Source organism: Allomuricauda sp. ANG21, from assembly GCF_040705235.1.
In the GTDB taxonomy this organism is placed as follows: Bacteria; Bacteroidota; Bacteroidia; order Flavobacteriales; family Flavobacteriaceae; genus Flagellimonas; species Flagellimonas marina.
The window spans coordinates 697233-714035 of record NZ_JBFCVT010000011.1 but is presented as its reverse complement, the minus strand read 5'-3'; the positions used below and the strand labels follow the sequence as shown (position 1 = coordinate 714035).

Here is a 16803-nt window from a genome sequence, read left to right as displayed (position 1 = left end):
ACAAAAAATGGCAAATTACTTCAACACACTATCACTTCGTGATCAATTGACCCAATTGGGAAAATGTAGGTTTATGGACCCCAGCGAATTTGCTGATGGTGTTACCGCTTTAAAAGGCAAAAAAATTGTAATTGTGGGCTGTGGCGCACAAGGCTTGAACCAAGGTTTGAACATGAGAGATTCTGGTTTGGATATTTCTTATGCACTGCGCGCAGCCGCCATAAAAGAGAAAAGACAATCCTTTAAAAATGCCAGCGAAAACAATTTCACCGTAGGAACCTACGAGGAATTGATTCCTACTGCGGACCTGGTCATTAATCTTACTCCAGACAAGCAGCACACCAATGTGGTGAGCACAGTTATGCCCTTGATGAAGAAAGGTGCTACATTGTCCTACTCCCACGGATTCAATATTGTGGAAGAAGGTATGCAGATTCGTGAGGACCTTACCGTGATTATGGTGGCGCCAAAAAGTCCAGGTTCTGAGGTGCGTGAGGAGTATAAAAGAGGTTTCGGGGTGCCTACCTTGATTGCTGTTCACCCCGAAAATGACCCAGAAGGCAAAGGTTTGGAACAAGCCAAGGCCTATGCTGCTGGAACAGGCGGGGATAAAGCCGGTGTGTTGGAATCTTCCTTTGTGGCCGAAGTAAAGTCAGATTTGATGGGCGAGCAGACCATTCTTTGTGGTTTGTTGCAGACGGGATCTATCCTTTCTTTCAACAAAATGATTGAAAAGGGTGTAGATGCTGGTTATGCCTCCAAATTGATTCAATACGGTTGGGAAACCATCACCGAAGGATTAAAACAGGGGGGTATCACCAATATGATGGACCGTTTGTCCAACCCCGCCAAGATAAAAGCCTTTGATTTGTCTGAAGAATTGAAAGAAATCATGCGTCCGTTGTTCCAAAAGCATATGGATGATATCATGAGCGGCCATTTTTCCAAGACTATGATGGAAGATTGGGCCAATGACGATAAAAATCTATTGGATTGGCGAGCTGCTACAGGAGAAACTGCTTTTGAGAAGACGCCTGCTGGCGATGTATCCATTTCTGAGCAAGAGTATTATGATAATGGCGTATTGATGGTCGCTTTTGTGAAATCTGGGGTTGAATTGGCCTATGAAACCATGACCGAATCCGGAATCATTGGCGAATCTGCGTACTATGAGTCGCTTCACGAAACCCCGTTGATTGCCAACACCATCGCCAGAAAGAAATTGTTCGAGATGAACCGTGTCATTTCCGATACCGCTGAGTATGGTTGTTACTTGTTTGACCATGCGTGTAAGCCGTTGTTGACCGATTTCATGAAGAAAATCGATACCGATGTCATTGGTAAGCACTTCGGTGAAGGAAAAGATACAGGCGTGGACAATGTTAGGCTCATTGCCGTTAACAAGGCCATCCGTACACATGATGTGGAAGTGGTTGGAGCTCGTTTGCGTGCTTCCATGACCGCCATGAAACCTATCGGATAAAACCAATCTAATGGCCCCATGAAAACAGTGGAGACCTATTTTCCACAAATAGCGGATATTTATCAGGCCGCGAAGACGATTCGGCAGGTAGCTGACGAGACGCCTTTGCAGCAAAGTATCCGTTATTCCAAAAAATATGGGGCCAATATCCTTCTCAAGCGGGAGGATTTACACCGCGTCCGCAGCTACAAAATTCGCGGTGCTTATAACAAAATCAGTTCATTGACCCAAGATGAGCTGAAAAGGGGAGTGGTCTGCGCCAGCGCAGGAAATCACGCCCAAGGTGTCGCCTTTGCCTGCAGTCATTTACAGGTTGAAGGGACCATTTACATGCCTGTCGTTACTCCAAAACAAAAAATTGATCAGACCAACATGTTTGGCGGGGAATGGGTGAAAGTGGTGTTGCAGGGCGATACGTTTGATGATTCCAACAAAGCCGCCCAAGCATTCTGTAAGCAAGAAGGTAAAACGTTTGTGCACCCTTTTGACGATGAAAAGATCATTGAAGGGCAGGCTACGGTAGGATTGGAAGTCTTGCAACAAGCCAACGACCCCATTGATTATATTTTTGCTGCCGTTGGTGGTGGTGGACTTGCTTCAGGATTATGTGGAACGTTTCAGGCATTGTCTCCGCAGACCAAAATTATTGGTGTGGAACCAGAAGGGGCGCCTTCACTTAAAAAATCAATAGAGAAAGGGGAGTTGGTCGAACTGCAGCATATTGATAAGTTCATCGATGGTGCGGCCGTGCAAAAAGTGGGGCAGTTGACATTCCCTATTTGTCGAGACCGCCTCTATCAAGTATCTACCGTTCCCGAAGGGAAAGTGTGTCAAACCATATTGGATTTGTACAATAGAGATGCCATTGTGGTGGAACCAGCGGGAGCCTTGACCATTGCAGCTTTGGACGATTACGCCGAAGAAATCAAAGGGAAAAACGTCGTTTGCATCATCAGTGGAAGTAACAATGATATTACCCGTACCGCTGAGATAAAGGAGCGGGCCTTATTGTATGCAAACCTAAAGCATTATTTTATTGTCCGTTTTCCACAGCGCCCTGGTGCCTTGAAGGAATTTGTGGCGGACATTTTGGGTCCGGATGATGACATCACCCATTTTGAATATTCCAAAAAGTCGAGCAGGGAGAATGCACCTGCCGTTGTGGGAATAGAATTAAAGTCCTCTGCTGATTTGGAACCCTTGATCCAACGCATGAAGGCCAATAACTTTTTTGGGGATTACCTAAACAACAAACCGGACCTGTTCCAATACCTAGTGTGATTGCTATAACAAATTTTCAATCGTTTGCGATTTTAAGCTAGTGTAAATGAGGCTGTTTTCATCTGTTTTTGTGTTAGCTTTGCACTATGTGAACGACGATTCACTTGGATAACACACATTAAAACAACAACACATGCCAGCAATACCTGAAGCCCTTCAGATTACCCAAGAAATACATCAGAAAACCTATTTGGTAAACGGTGAACTCAGAAAATGGGAAGGGGAGACCACTCCGGTAATTTCCACTATTTCATCTACTGAGGAATATGCGCCCACAACTTTGGGAAGCATCCCCGATATGGGTGAGCCCGAAGCCTTGGAAGCCTTGGACGCTGCCTTGAGTGCCTATGACCAAGGACAAGGGGTTTGGCCGACTATGAAAGTGAAAGACCGTGTTGAATGTATGGAGGCTTTTGTGAAACGTATGGAGCAAAAACGGGAAGAAGTGGTGAAATTGCTCATGTGGGAGATTGGTAAGTCTGAACCGGATTCGTATAAAGAGTTTGATCGTACCGTTGAGTATATTTATGATACCATTGAGGATTACAAGCAGTTGGACCGGGATGCCGCCAAGTTCCAAAAACATGATGGGGTATACGCTCACATCCGAAGGGGTCCTTTGGGGGTCGTACTTTGTTTAGGGCCCTATAATTACCCGTTGAATGAGACTTTTGCCTTGTTGATTCCCGCTATTATTATGGGGAATACCACCATATTTAAGCCAGCTAAGCATGGCGTGTTGTTGATTACACCGCTTTTGGAAGCTTTTAGAAGTAGTTTTCCAAAAGGAGTAGTGAACATTCTTTTTGGTCGAGGTAGGGCGGTGGCCGCTCCCATAATGAAAACGGGTAAGGTGGATGTTCTGGCTTTGATTGGGAATAGTAAATCGGCTAATGCACTGCAAGAGCAACATCCTAAAAGTAACCGACTGCGTTTGGTATTGGGATTGGAGGCAAAAAACCCGGCGATTGTTTTACCAGATGCTGATTTAGAGCTTACTATAAATGAATGTATTTCTGGAACACTTTCGTTTAATGGGCAACGTTGTACCGCTCTGAAGGTGTTGTATGTGCATGAGGACATCAAGGACGAGTTTTTAAAGCGCTTCTCTGAAAAAGTGGATTCGCTCAAATTTGGAAATCCGTGGGAAAAAGGGGTGAACTTGACTCCTCTTCCCGAACCTGGCAAGCCCGCTTATATCCAAGAATTGTTGGATGATGCCCAGACCAAAGGTGCCAAAATAAAAAATAAAAAAGGCGGTAAGCATTTTGACAACTATATCTGGCCAGCCGTTTTGTATCCCGTGACCAAAGATATGCGTGTGTATGAAGAAGAGCAATTTGGCCCAGTGATTCCGGTATTGTCGTTTAAAGACATTGAGGAGCCTTTGAATGATATGGCTGAATCCAATTACGGACAGCAAGTAAGTCTTTTTGGAAAGGATGTGTACACGCTATCACCACTGATTGATTCCCTGGCTAACTTGGTCTGCCGGGTTAACTTGAACAGTTCATGCCAGCGTGGTCCGGACGTGTATCCATTTACGGGTAGAAAAGACTCTGCGCAATCTACATTGAGTGTGCACGATGCCCTTCGTTCGTTTTCTATCCGAACCTTTGTGGCGTTTAAGGACAATGAGTTGAATACCAATACTATTGAGCAATTGATGGAAGCCAAGGTGAGTAACTTCTTGAGCACGGATTACATCTTGTAAAAGCACAGCTTTTACAAGATGTAATGAACAGTTTACAATTAGCAATACCAAATTGTTGTCATTTCGAGTGAGGGCTGTAGGCGCGACGAGAAATCTGCAATCATGAAAATGTATTATTCAGTTTACTATTTGAGATTTCTCACATGCGTTCGAAATGATAGGGTTGGTTCCTTTTGTCATTTCGGGTGGTTTTCGTCATACTGAATTTATTTCGGCATCTCATTAATCATATAGTAGGATGGGGTTCTGAAATGCCATGCCTAACCAGGGACAGGAATTTCACAAATGGCTTGAATTGTTGCAAAGATGACTTCCCGTGTCATTTCGACAGAGTCCCGGCCAACGGGACGACGAGAAATCTGTACCCCTGCAATGGATTGTCCAGCTTACTGTTTGAGATTTCTCACATGCGTTCGAAATGATAGGGTTGGTTCCTTTTGTCATTTCGGGTGGTTTTCGTCATGCTGAATTTATTTCAGCATCTCATTATCATATAGTAGGATGGGGTTCTGAAATGCCATGCCTAACCAGGGACAGGAATTTCACAAATGGCTCGAATTGTTGCAAAGATGACTTCCCGTGTCATTTCGACAGAGTCCCGGCCAACGGGACGACGAGAAATCTGTACCCCTGCAATGGATTGTCCAGCTTACTGTTTGAGATTTCTCACATGCGTTCGAAATGACGTAGAGGTAATTTTTGTCATTTCGAGTGAGGACCGCAGGTACGACGAGAAATCTCAATTAATGAATAGAAAAAAGCCAGAGCAAATTGCTCTGGCTTTCTTTTGGTTTTAAGTGGATTGATTAAATATTTTTAGCCAACCAATCCCCAACTTCACTGGTTTTGTATGCTTTACCGCCCTCGGCAAGGTCTTCGGTGACCACACCTTCCGCAAGTGACTTATTAACAACAGTGCGAATGGCATCTGCTTCGTCCTGCAGTCCAAAAGCCGTTTCAAACATCATGGCTGCGGACAAAACTGTAGCTAACGGATTGGCAATATCTTTTCCGGCCGCTTGCGGGTAAGAACCGTGGATGGGTTCAAATAGAGAAGTCTTTTCTCCCAATGAAGCTGATGGCATCAATCCCATGGAACCCGAGATTACCGAGGCCTCATCAGTCAAAATATCCCCAAATAGGTTTTCAGTGATCAACACATCATAGGAGTTGGGCCATTGCACCAAGCGCATGGCCACGGCATCCACAAACTCATAGGAAACCTCCACATCAGTGTATTCTTTTTCCAATTTTTGGACGGTTTCACGCCATAGGCGAGAGGTTTCCAGCACGTTCGCCTTGTCTACGCAACAGAGTTTTTTTGAGCGCTGCTGGGCCATTTCAAAGCCTTTACGGGCTAACCGCTCCACTTCTGCACGAGTATAAGTGCAAGTGTCGTAGGCAGTGTTGTCATTGTCCTCACGACCTCGTTTCCCAAAATAGATGCCTCCCGTGAGTTCGCGCAAGAACACCAAATCAGTTCCTTCAATACGCTCCTTTTTTAAAGGTGATTTGTCAATCAAGGAAGGAAAGGTGAAGGTGGGACGCACATTGGCAAAAAGCCCTAACTTTTGACGCATTTTCAGTAAGCCTTGCTCGGGACGAACTTTTGCTGACGGGTCATTGTCAAAACGAGGGTGTCCGATAGCTCCAAAAAGCACAGCATCAGCAGCTACACAGACATCATGGGTTTCGTCGGGATAGGGTTCTCCCACGGCATCTATGGCAGCGGCACCGGTCAAAGCAGGGGCCCATGTTATTTCATGTCCGAATTTCGCAGCAACGGCATCGGATACTTTTACAGCTTGATCTATAACTTCGGGGCCGATTCCATCCCCGGCCAAAAGGGCTATGTTCAATTTCATTTATCTGTGGTTATTGTGTTATTTGATTACGGGCTATTAAGTTATTGTAATCTGTCTTTTGTCTTTGCTCTTTTTCTTTCTTCTTGCTCTTGTGTTTGAACTTGTTCCTTGAACTTGCGTTCGTTATACTAGGTTGAGCATTTTTTCTGTCGCCTTTATAGCGGATACCGTTTGGTCTGAATCGAGTCCGCGCGTGGTGAAATCCTTTTCTTTAGTTTGCCACGTGATTACGGTCTCGCAAAGAGCGTCGGAGTTACTCCCCGGAGGGATTCGCACCGCATAATCCACTAATTTGGGCAATTCGCGATTCTCTTTTTTGTAAACTTTTTTCAATGCGTTGATGAAAGCATCAAATTGACCATCTCCTTGGGCGTTTTCCTCATACGTTTTTCCATCAATTTCAATGGAAAGGGTAGTGGAGGGCTTTAATCCCTTGGAATGCGTTAGCACATAAGACTTCACGAACACCTTTTGTTGGTGCAGATTGCTGTCCAACACATCCGAAATGATGTAAGGCAGGTCATCTTTGGTAACCCGTTCTTTTTTATCTCCCAGTTCGATGATACGCTCCGTGACCTTTTTAAGCTCGTCATCATTCAACGTCAATCCAAGCTCCTGAAGGTTCTTTTGGATATTGGCCTTTCCCGATGTTTTTCCAAGGGCATATTTCCGTTTCCGTCCGAATCTTTCAGGTAATAAATCATTAAAGTAAAGATTCTTTTTACTGTCTCCATCTGCATGTATTCCAGCAGTTTGAGTAAACACATTATCACCAACAATCGGTTTGTTGTCAGGAATGGTGAAACCTGTAAAAGCAGACACCAGTTTACTCACTTTGTACAATGATGATTCCTTAACGCCAATAGTAATCTCCGGTAAAAAATCGTTGATTACGGCAACCACACTGGCCAATGGAGCGTTGCCGGCACGTTCACCCATACCATTTACGGTAAGATGCAAACCATGACATCCCGCTTTAACCGCTTCCATAACATTCGCCACGCTCAAGTCATAGTCGTTATGCCCATGGAAATCGAAATGTGTATCCGGATAGCGTTCAATGATTTTTCCAAGGAATTCTCCAGTCTCGGTGTGTGTCAAAACACCAAGAGTGTCTGGCAATAAAACACGCTTGATAGGCAGTGCGGTCAAAAAATCCAAAAACTGGAAAACATATTCTGGGGAATTCCGCATTCCATTGCTCCAGTCTTCCAGATACACGTTGGTCTCAATGCCCAATTCCTGACCTTTGACCACTACATTTTCAATATCCTTGAAATGTTGCTCCGGTGTTTTTTTTAGTTGATGGGTCAAATGGTTCAAAGACCCTTTGGTCAAAAGGTTTTGAACCTTCGCACCTGCTTCTTGCATCCACTTTAGTGAAACACCATTATCTACAAAAGTCAACACCTCCACTTTGGAAAGGTATCCTTCGGAAGCAGCCCATTCTGTGATGTTCTGTACGGCTTTTAGTTCCCCTTCGGAAACTCGTGCGGACGCTACTTCAATACGGTCCACCCGTAGCTCTTCCAACAGCAGTTTGGCCAAAGTAAGTTTTTCGGAAGCGGAGAAGGAAACCCCAGAGGTTTGCTCACCATCCCGTAGGGTGGTGTCCATGATTTCAATGGTGCGTGCTTTCATTTTTTGATGCCGTGTTCTACAGGCCTAGCTTACAAAGGAGTGTTTTCAGCAAACTCCTCAATGTCTTTTTTGATGTTCAATAGGTAATCGATGTCATCAAAACCATTGAGCATGTTCTGTTTTTTGTATCCGTTGATTTCAAAGGATTCGCTTTCCCCAGTTGCCAAAATGGTGATTTTCTGTTCAGGTAGATTCACTTCCAATTCGGTATTTGGGTCGGCTTCAATAGCCGTGAAAATCTTGTCCAAAAATGCTGGACTCACTTGTACCGGAAGAACACCAATGTTCAAGCAGTTCCCTCGGAAAATATCGGCAAAGAAACTGGAGACAACACATCGAAATCCATAATCGTAAACAGCCCATGCTGCGTGTTCTCTGGAAGAACCAGAACCAAAGTTTTTGCCCCCTACCAAAATTTTCCCACTGTAAATTGGGTTGTTCAACACAAAGTGTTCTTTTGGGGTGCCATCGGAATTGTATCGCCAATCGCGAAAAAGATTGTCGCCAAACCCTTTACGCTCCGTCGCTTTTAGGAATCGGGCTGGGATGATTTGGTCGGTATCCACATTCTCAATGGGCATGGGCACCGCAGTGCTTTTTAGTATATTGAATTTATCGTAAGCCATCTATTTTCAATTATCAGTTTTTCAATTAACAATTACCAATGAGCAATAATCAATTTTCTGTCGTTCTATTGTTAATTGTTTTATTGTGAATTGTTTATTGTTAAGCAAATGCTTCTTCTTGCATGAGTTCCCTCGGGTCGGTCACCTTTCCGGTTACGGCAGCGGCAGCGGCCACAAGTGGACTTGCCAACAGCGTACGGGCACCAGGCCCTTGCCGCCCTTCAAAGTTTCGGTTGGAGGTACTCACTGCATATTTCCCTGCTGGAATCTTATCATCGTTCATCGCCAAACAGGCGGAACAACCGGGTTCGCGAAGTTCAAAACCAGCTTCTTCCAAAATATCCAAAATACCTTCGCTCTTGATGGATTCTTCCACTTTATGTGAACCGGGAACCAACCAAGCCGTAACATTATCCGCCTTTTTTCTTCCCTTAACAATGGAAGCAAAGGCTCTAAAATCTTCAATACGACCATTGGTGCAACTTCCCAAGAACACAAAATCGATAGGTTTGCCTACCATGGCCTCGCCCTCATTGTAATCCATGTATTCCAAGGATTTTTTGAAGGTAGCAACCGCACCATCAATACTTTCTGCCAATGGAATGGTGTTGCTGATGCCCATTCCCATTCCCGGGTTTGTTCCGAAAGTGATCATCGGCTCTATTTCGCTTGCTTCAAAGGTCAATTCTTTGTCAAAAACTGCATCGTCATCAGAATACAAGGTTTTCCAGTACTCCATTGCGGTGTCCCAATCGCTGCCTTTTGGGGTGTACTCACGTCCTTTTATGTAGTCGAACGTAGTTTCATCCGGAGCGATCATGCCGCCACGGGCACCCATTTCTATACTTAGGTTACACACGGTCATTCGCCCTTCCATGGACATGCTTTTGAACACATCACCCGCATATTCCACAAAATATCCGGTAGCACCAGAGGTGGACAACTGGGAAATGATGAACAATGCTACATCTTTGGGAGTAACGGCCTTGTTCAATGTACCATTGATATTGATACGCATCCGTTTGGGTTTGGGCTGCATAATGCATTGGGTGGAAAGCACCATTTCAACCTCGCTGGTTCCAATTCCAAAGGCAATGGCACCAAAAGCACCGTGAGTAGAGGTGTGGGAATCCCCACAAACTATAGTGGCACCGGGAACGGTAATTCCGTTTTCCGGACCAATTACATGCACAATTCCATTTTTCTCATGTCCAAGCCCCCAATAAGGTATGCCGTGGGTGTTGGCGTTTTCTTCCAAAGCCTTCAATTGATTTGCGGACAAGGGATCCTTAACGGGCAAATGCTGATTTCGGGTAGGAGTATTGTGATCGGCAGTGGCAAAAGTGCGTTCAGGATATAGCACTTTGATACCTCTGTTCTTCAATCCCAAGAAAGCCACGGGACTGGTGACTTCATGCACCAGATGCCGGTCAATAAACAGCACATCGGGACCATTATCAATATGTTGAACCACATGGGAATCCCATACTTTGTCAAATAGTGTTTTACTCATCGTCTGATTCAATAATTTGTAAGCAAACAAAGTTAAAATTTGAATTAAAACCTGTCTTCTTATTGTCTGTAAAATTACGATGTTCAACCACCACTTTCATCAAATTGATGGAATACTAACAAATGTCCGTTCCACAATTTCAAATATCACTTCGTGGTGTATGCATCCTTCAAAAATATAAGGTAAAGCATTGAAATTTAGCGGGATATGTTATATTTTAACATGGTATCATATTTTTTAACATTGCTGTAACGTTGCTAGAGCGACAACCTCCATACTTTAGGGAAATTCTACGCAATAACATATTCATTAACAAAATCAAACAACGAACGATGAAAAAAATTTACTCAGCCCTCACGGCTACGATTTTCACGGCAGTACTCTTTGTTTCGAGTACAGCTACCGCACAATTGGACTTTTTGCCACAAGGAAGCCAATTGGCAAGCGTATCCCAACGAATCGGTAACACAGATGTTACGATTACGTATTCCAGACCTAGTGTAAATGATCGAGAAATTTGGGGAGCCTTGGTTCCTTATGGCATGAACAACCTTGGATTTGGAACGGCCACCGAATCTCCTTGGAGAGCTGGTGCTAATGAGAACACGGTATTCAAAACTACCCACGACCTTACCGTTGGTGGAAAGACCCTTCCCGCCGGAAAATATGGGTTGCACATGGTTGTCAATGAGGACAATACCGCAACGGTTATTTTCTCTGAAAACCATGAGGCTTGGGGCAGTTATTTCTACGATCCATCAGAAGATGCGCTTCGGGTGGATGTGAAGACCAACGAAATTCCGCATACCGAACTGCTAACCTTTTCTTTTGATGAAGTTGGCCCAAATTCTGCTGTAGCCTCATTAAAATGGGAGAAAAAACAGATTCCATTTACTGTTGAAACCGATGTAACCGCCAATGTCTTGGCTGAAATACGACAACAACTGCAAACTACACCTGGCTTCAACCGACAGACCTGGGAGCAGGCGGCGACTTTTTCATTGAACAATGGAGGCGACCTTGATGAAGCGTTGGGCTGGGCCAATGCTGCCATTGAAGGGCAGTTTTTCAGTCAGAAGAATTTTAACAACCTAAGCCTTAAGGCCCAAATTTTGGATAGACAGGGCAAAACCGCGGAGGCCAAAGCGGTTATGGATGAGGCCATGCCCATGGGAACGGTATTTGAAATCCATGGTTATGGTAGACAATTGATTGCTCAAGGGAAACATGATCAGGCACTAGAAGTTTTTAAATGGAACGCCAAAAACCATAAGGGCACTTGGCCCGTAGATTACGGATTGGCCAGAGGGTATTCCGCGGTAGGGGATTACAAATCGGCCCTAAAGCACTTAAAAGTTGCCGAGGGTAGAGCCCCCGACCAATTGAACAGGGACGTAATAGTTGCCAATATTTCCAAATTGGAGGCAGGCACAGATATTAACTAGAAGTCTAGTACAACGTAGAAGAACAAGCCCAGCGAAAGCTGGGTTTTTTTAGCTGATATAATTCCAAATGGTCTTGTTCTGCATCATTTTGGCATAGGCGATACGGACAGGTCGATTCTCTTCTTTTTCCAGCCTTGGGTCTTCCTTGAGCAATTGAATGGCATGATAGCGGGCGGTTTTTAGGATTTGGTTGTCCTTTACAATGTCCGCAATCTTTAACGTTAACAGTCCGCTTTGCTGGGTGCCCATTAAATCCCCAGGGCCGCGGAGTTTTAAATCCACTTCGGCGATTTCAAAGCCGTCATTGGTTTGTACCATGGTCTGCAATCGGGTTTTGGCATCTTCGGAGAGTTTGTGTCCCGTCATCAAAATACAAAAACTCTGCTCTGCTCCTCTACCAACACGACCCCGAAGCTGGTGCAATTGGGAAAGTCCGAACCGCTCTGCACTTTCAATAATCATTACCGAGGCGTTGGGGACGTTCACTCCGACCTCAATCACGGTAGTCGCCACCATGATTTGGGTTTCTCCCTTTACAAAACGGTCCATCTCATAATCCTTGTCCGCAGGTTTCATTTTACCGTGGACAATGGAAATTTGATACTCCGGCATGGGAAATTCACGGGCAATGCTTTCATAGCCGTCCATGAGGTCTTTGTAATCCAAGGCTTCAGATTCCTGAATCAAAGGGTATACGATATAAATCTGCCGCCCTTTTTTGATTTCATCTTTGATGAATCTAAAAACTTTCAAGCGATTCGCATCATACCGATGGACGGTCTTTACTGGTTTTCGCCCAGGAGGAAGTTCATCAATCACCGAAACATCCAAATCCCCATAAAGACTCATGGCCAAGGTTCTGGGGATGGGCGTGGCGGTCATTACTAGAATATGAGGCGGAATGGCCCCTCCATCCTCTCCATCCGAGCTTTGGGGTGGGCTACCTTTGTGCCACAATTTGGAACGCTGCGCTACCCCAAACCGATGTTGCTCATCCACAATGGCCAAGCCTAGATTTTTGAATTGCACTTTGTCCTCCAAAACGGCATGGGTGCCCACCAAAATATTCAGATTTCCATTTTCCAATTGATTATGAAGTAGTGTGCGTGCCGATTTTTTTGTGGAACCTGTGAGTAAAGCAATCTTCACGTCCATTTTACCCAACAATTCTTTCAGACTGTTGTAATGTTGGGCGGCTAAAATTTCTGTAGGAGCCATCAAACAGGCCTGAAAACCGTTGTCCATGGCCAATAACATGCACATGAGGGCCACAATGGTCTTTCCGGAGCCTACATCACCCTGAAGTAAGCGGTTCATTTGCGCATTGCTACCCAAGTCTCCCCGAATTTCCTTGATGACCCGTTTTTGGGCATCGGTCAGTTCAAAAGGGAGGTGGTTTTCAAAGAAAGAAGTAAAATTTTCCCCAACAGCTTCAAAAGGTAGGCCCTTTATTTTTTGTTTTCGCACCAGTTTTTTGGAAATTAATTGTAACTGCACAAAGAACAACTCCTCAAATTTCAGTCTAAACTGTGCCTTCGCCAACAATTCTTGATTCTTTGGAAAATGGATGTTGAAAAGCGCTTCACTTTTGGAAATCAACCGTAATTCCTCCAAGATAGTTTTAGGCAACGATTCCAAAAACCGTCCCTTGGACTCCAAAAAGAGTTGCTGCATCATCTTTCCTACCACGCGATTGGTGATTCCCTTGGCACTCAATTTTTCTGTAGAGGGATAAATGGGCTGCATGGCCACTTTTACTCCTTTTTGATGTTCGGAAAGCAATTCCATTTCAGGATGGGGCATGGAAAAGATGCTCCCATATTTTGAAACCCGCCCAAAGACCACATAAGGTTCATTGATTTTTAGGTTTTCCCGGATCCATTTGTGCCCACGGAACCAAACCAGCTCCATTTGTCCCATTTCATCCACAAAAGTCGCCACAAGGCGTTTCCCCCGTTTTTGTTCCACGGTTTTTAGATGAATGATTTTCCCCACTACCTGCACATCAGCACCGCTGGGCTGCAATTGTGCTATTTTGTAATACTGGGTCTTATCCAAATACCGATTGGGAAACAGATGAAGCAGGTCCCGGTAGGTTTCAATCCCTAGCTCAGCCTTGAGTATGTCTGCCCGGTTGGGGCCAACACCTTTTAAATAGGGGATAGGAGTTTGTAGAAAATTGGGATTCATCGAACTAAAATATGTAATTTGGAAGGACTTTTGATAGTATGTCGATATGAAGCGAACCCCATTTCTTATTTTTTTCCTTCTCACACAGTTGCTCTCCGCCCAAGTTCAGGATAAGGTGGATTTTACCCATGCAAAGGTTTTTGTTGAGCCCATTCCACAGGAAAAGAAAATAAAAGGAACTGTCACCTATGCGTTTGATGTGCTCAAAGATGTTGATTCCATTTTTTTGGATGCTCACAATATGACCTTTTCCAAGGTTGAACTTGATGGAGAATCAACATCTTATACGAATACCAACAAGAGCCTCATCATTCAAAATAAATTTAGAAAAGGAGAAGAGCACCAACTTGAATTGACCTATACTACTCAACCCAAACAAACGGTATATTTTTTAGGTTGGGACGATACTGTTGTGGGAAACGAACAAATCTGGACCCAAGGCCAAGGCAAATATACCAGTCACTGGTTGCCCAGTTTTGATGACATGATGGAAAAGGTGGAATTTGATTTAACTATTGTTTTTAATGATGGCTACTCCGTAGTCTCAAATGGCAGATTGTTTGAAAAGCAAACAATGAGTGGTAAGACCAAATGGAGTTTTGACATACAAAAGCCAATGAGCAGCTATCTCGTGGCGTTTGCCATTGGCAATTTTGAAAAAGAGACTGTGCATTCCACATCTGGTGTACCCATTGAACTCTATTACGAACCCAAGGACAGCTTAAAAGTTGAGTCCACATATCGATACTCCCAGCATATTTTTGACTTTTTGGAACAAGAAATCGGGGTTCCTTATCCTTGGCAGAACTACAAACAGATTCCCGTTCAGGATTTTTTATATGCGGGTATGGAAAATACGGGAGCAACTATTTTTTCCAATACATTGGTAGTGGATTCCATCGCTTTCAAGGATAAGAACTATGTAAACGTCAATGCGCATGAGTTGGCGCATCAGTGGTTTGGCAATTTGGTGACGGAACAGAGCGGAGCCCACCATTGGTTGCACGAAGGTTTTGCGACCTTCTACGCCTATTTGGCAGAAAAGAACATTTTTGGTGACGAATATTACTACTGGCATTTGTTGGAAACCGCTCAAGCCTTGGCTAATTTCTCAGGTGAGGGCAATGGGGAGGCCCTTACCAATTCCAACGCAGGGAGTCTTACCTTTTACGAAAAAGGAGCGTGGGCCTTGGTGATGCTAAAAGAAAGAGTAGGGGATTCCAATTTTAAGCAGGGCATCAAAAATTATCTGGACAAGTATGCCTATGAAAATGTAACTATACCCGATTTTATGTGGGAAATGGAAAAAGCTTCGGGGATGAAGCTTTCCGATTTTGAGGAAACCTGGCTTCAAGAATCGGAATTTCCTTTTGAGAAAGTGGAAACCTTTTTGATAGAGAAAAGTCCATCCATTAAAACCTATTTTGAGCTGCAAAACCAGATTGGTGATGATTTGGCATCCGCTGAGTCCATTTTACAAGAAAAATGGAACACCCTTCATTCTGAAGAGTTGAAACATCATCTTATTTTGGATTATGGAACCCACCTCTCAACTCAGACCATTTCCAAAATGCTTGGTACGGAAAACCTGAAGGTTCGGCAATCCCTAGCGCTGTCCGTGGACAAAATTCCACAGGAAATCCAACTGAATTTTGAGGAGTTACTTGACGACAAAAGTTATATCACCCTAGAATCGGCCTTGTATAAGCTTTGGACTGATTTTCCGGAAAGCCGAAAGAAATACTTGAACAAGACCAACGGTATTATCGGGTTCCCCAATAAAAATATTCGGTTGCTTTGGCTGACCTTGGCCTTGGTGACCCCCGAATACAATTCTGAGTTAAAGCCCAAATATTTTGAAGAACTTAGCAACTATACAAGCTCAGAATTTCATTTTGAGGTGCGCCTATTGGCCTTTCAATATCTAAAAGGCATTGGTGGATTTGATGACGTTTCCTTAAAGAATTTAGTGGAAGCTTGCAGTCACCACGTTTGGCATTTTAAAAAATCGTCCCGACAAATTTTAAAGGAGTTTTTAAAAAATGAGGATAGCATGGCCCGATTAAAAGCTCTTTATCCTTTGCTGAATCAGGAAGAACAACAATATTTGGACAAAACTTTGGGCAAATGAGGGCATTGGTTATTTCAGGCGGTGGGAGCAAGGGCGCTTTTGCAGGCGGTGTTGCCCAGTTTTTAATTCAAGAAGCACGGCACAAATACGATATTTTTGTGGGCACCTCCACCGGCAGTCTTTTAATTTCACATCTGGCCCTTAATAAGCTTGACAAAATCAAGGAAATCTACTCCTCGGTGGACCAAGACAGTATTTTCAACAATTGCCCTTTTTTGATCAAGAAAAAGCACGGGGTGGAAATTATCGCCATTAACCATTGGAAGGTGGTAAAGAATTTTATCCGTGGAAAAAAGACGTTCGGGGAAAGTGAAAACCTTAGAAAACTCATTCGTGAATCCATAACCGTGGAGGAATTCAATGAACTCAAAAAAACTGATATGGATGTGGTGGTAACCGTATCCAATCTTTCTTTAAATCAAGTAGAATACAAATCCATTCACGAATGTACCTATGATGAATTCTGCGATTGGATTTGGATTTCATCCAATTACACCCCTTTTATGAGTTTGGCCAAAAAGAATGGTTGCGAATATGCCGATGGCGGACTTGGTACTTTAGTCCCTATCGAAGAAGCTCTTAATCGAGGTGCCACTGAGGTAGACGTGGTGGTATTGCACACCGAGGTAAGTCATTTAAACCGTATGTCGGCTAAAAATCCATTCGACTTAATTACCACTATTTTTAGTTTTATGTTGGACCGGATTGAGAACCAGAATATCAGGATAGGAAAGTTGGTGGCCAATCAAAAAGATGCCATCATCAATTTCTACTACACACCTACGGTTCTGACCACCAATTCTTTGGTATTCAATAAGGAGCGAATGACCTTGTGGTGGAAAAGGGGATATCTCTATGCCAAGAACAAGAATGATGAAACCAGTCCAATAGACCCAGAACACCAGGAATAGGCA

11 protein-coding genes are annotated in these 16803 nt (G+C 43.9%); 6 read left to right on the top strand and 5 right to left on the bottom strand.

Translation table 11 applies throughout. The features are described 5' to 3' along the window. Window positions 1-7: 7 nt before the first annotated feature. The 3 genes from ilvC to AB1A65_RS12010 all read left to right on the top strand — a co-directional run bounded on the left by ilvC (window position 8) and on the right by AB1A65_RS12010 (window position 4478). Complete coding sequence (gene ilvC / locus AB1A65_RS12020) at window positions 8-1483, top strand: ketol-acid reductoisomerase (protein ID WP_366589404.1); 1476 nt, start codon at window positions 8-10, stop codon at window positions 1481-1483. 18 nt (window positions 1484-1501) lie between these two features. Further along, complete coding sequence (gene ilvA / locus AB1A65_RS12015; RefSeq protein WP_366589402.1) at window positions 1502-2764, top strand: threonine ammonia-lyase; 1263 nt, start codon at window positions 1502-1504, stop codon at window positions 2762-2764. Between the two features lie 133 nt (window positions 2765-2897). Then, complete coding sequence (locus AB1A65_RS12010; protein WP_366589400.1) at window positions 2898-4478, top strand: NADP-dependent glyceraldehyde-3-phosphate dehydrogenase; 1581 nt, start codon at window positions 2898-2900, stop codon at window positions 4476-4478. Window positions 4479-5284: 806 nt separating this feature from the next. Here the strand turns inward: AB1A65_RS12010 and leuB are convergent. From leuB to leuC, 4 genes are all read right to left on the bottom strand, one after another. Next, the gene (gene leuB / locus AB1A65_RS12005; RefSeq protein ID WP_366589399.1) at window positions 5285-6343 is read right to left on the bottom strand and encodes a 3-isopropylmalate dehydrogenase; all 1059 of its coding nucleotides are present in this window, start codon (window positions 6341-6343) and stop codon (window positions 5285-5287) included. Between the two features lie 123 nt (window positions 6344-6466). Continuing rightward, the gene (locus tag AB1A65_RS12000) at window positions 6467-7984 is read right to left on the bottom strand and encodes an alpha-isopropylmalate synthase regulatory domain-containing protein (RefSeq protein WP_366589396.1); all 1518 of its coding nucleotides are present in this window, start codon (window positions 7982-7984) and stop codon (window positions 6467-6469) included. 29 nt (window positions 7985-8013) lie between these two features. Continuing rightward, complete coding sequence (leuD, locus tag AB1A65_RS11995; RefSeq protein WP_366589394.1) at window positions 8014-8610, bottom strand: 3-isopropylmalate dehydratase small subunit; 597 nt, start codon at window positions 8608-8610, stop codon at window positions 8014-8016. Window positions 8611-8710: 100 nt separating this feature from the next. Further along, window positions 8711-10123 carry a 3-isopropylmalate dehydratase large subunit gene (gene leuC / locus AB1A65_RS11990; RefSeq protein WP_366589392.1) on the bottom strand — a complete coding sequence of 471 codons (1413 nt, stop codon included), beginning with the start codon at window positions 10121-10123 and terminating at the stop codon, window positions 8711-8713. 332 nt (window positions 10124-10455) lie between these two features. Between leuC and AB1A65_RS11985 the strand changes: the two genes are divergently transcribed. Further along, window positions 10456-11568 carry a DUF2911 domain-containing protein gene (locus AB1A65_RS11985; protein WP_366589389.1) on the top strand — a complete coding sequence of 371 codons (1113 nt, stop codon included), beginning with the start codon at window positions 10456-10458 and terminating at the stop codon, window positions 11566-11568. Between the two features lie 48 nt (window positions 11569-11616). On the opposite strand, the gene recG is transcribed toward AB1A65_RS11985, so the two are convergent. Next, window positions 11617-13758, bottom strand: coding sequence for an ATP-dependent DNA helicase RecG (gene recG / locus AB1A65_RS11980; RefSeq protein WP_366589387.1), 2142 nt, complete (start codon window positions 13756-13758; stop codon window positions 11617-11619). A 46-nt stretch (window positions 13759-13804) separates the two neighbouring features. On the opposite strand from recG, the gene AB1A65_RS11975 reads away from it, so the two are divergent. Continuing rightward, window positions 13805-15889: a M1 family metallopeptidase gene (locus AB1A65_RS11975; RefSeq protein WP_366589384.1), complete on the top strand. Its 2085-nt coding sequence runs from the start codon at window positions 13805-13807 to the stop codon at window positions 15887-15889. Then, window positions 15886-16800, top strand: coding sequence for a patatin-like phospholipase family protein (locus tag AB1A65_RS11970; RefSeq protein ID WP_366589382.1), 915 nt, complete (start codon window positions 15886-15888; stop codon window positions 16798-16800). Before AB1A65_RS11975 ends, AB1A65_RS11970 begins: the two co-directional genes overlap by 4 nt. Window positions 16801-16803: the final 3 nt, after the last annotated feature.

Coding starts and splice junctions, on each gene's coding strand:
- ilvC (WP_366589404.1), top strand. CDS start 8: ATGGCAAATTACTTCAACACACTATCACTTCGTGATCAATTGACCCAA.
- ilvA (WP_366589402.1), top strand. CDS start 1,502: ATGAAAACAGTGGAGACCTATTTTCCACAAATAGCGGATATTTATCAG.
- AB1A65_RS12010 (WP_366589400.1), top strand. CDS start 2,898: ATGCCAGCAATACCTGAAGCCCTTCAGATTACCCAAGAAATACATCAG.
- leuB (WP_366589399.1), bottom strand. CDS start 6,343: ATGAAATTGAACATAGCCCTTTTGGCCGGGGATGGAATCGGCCCCGAA.
- AB1A65_RS12000 (WP_366589396.1), bottom strand. CDS start 7,984: ATGAAAGCACGCACCATTGAAATCATGGACACCACCCTACGGGATGGT.
- leuD (WP_366589394.1), bottom strand. CDS start 8,610: ATGGCTTACGATAAATTCAATATACTAAAAAGCACTGCGGTGCCCATG.
- leuC (WP_366589392.1), bottom strand. CDS start 10,123: ATGAGTAAAACACTATTTGACAAAGTATGGGATTCCCATGTGGTTCAA.
- AB1A65_RS11985 (WP_366589389.1), top strand. CDS start 10,456: ATGAAAAAAATTTACTCAGCCCTCACGGCTACGATTTTCACGGCAGTA.
- recG (WP_366589387.1), bottom strand. CDS start 13,758: ATGAATCCCAATTTTCTACAAACTCCTATCCCCTATTTAAAAGGTGTT.
- AB1A65_RS11975 (WP_366589384.1), top strand. CDS start 13,805: ATGAAGCGAACCCCATTTCTTATTTTTTTCCTTCTCACACAGTTGCTC.
- AB1A65_RS11970 (WP_366589382.1), top strand. CDS start 15,886: ATGAGGGCATTGGTTATTTCAGGCGGTGGGAGCAAGGGCGCTTTTGCA.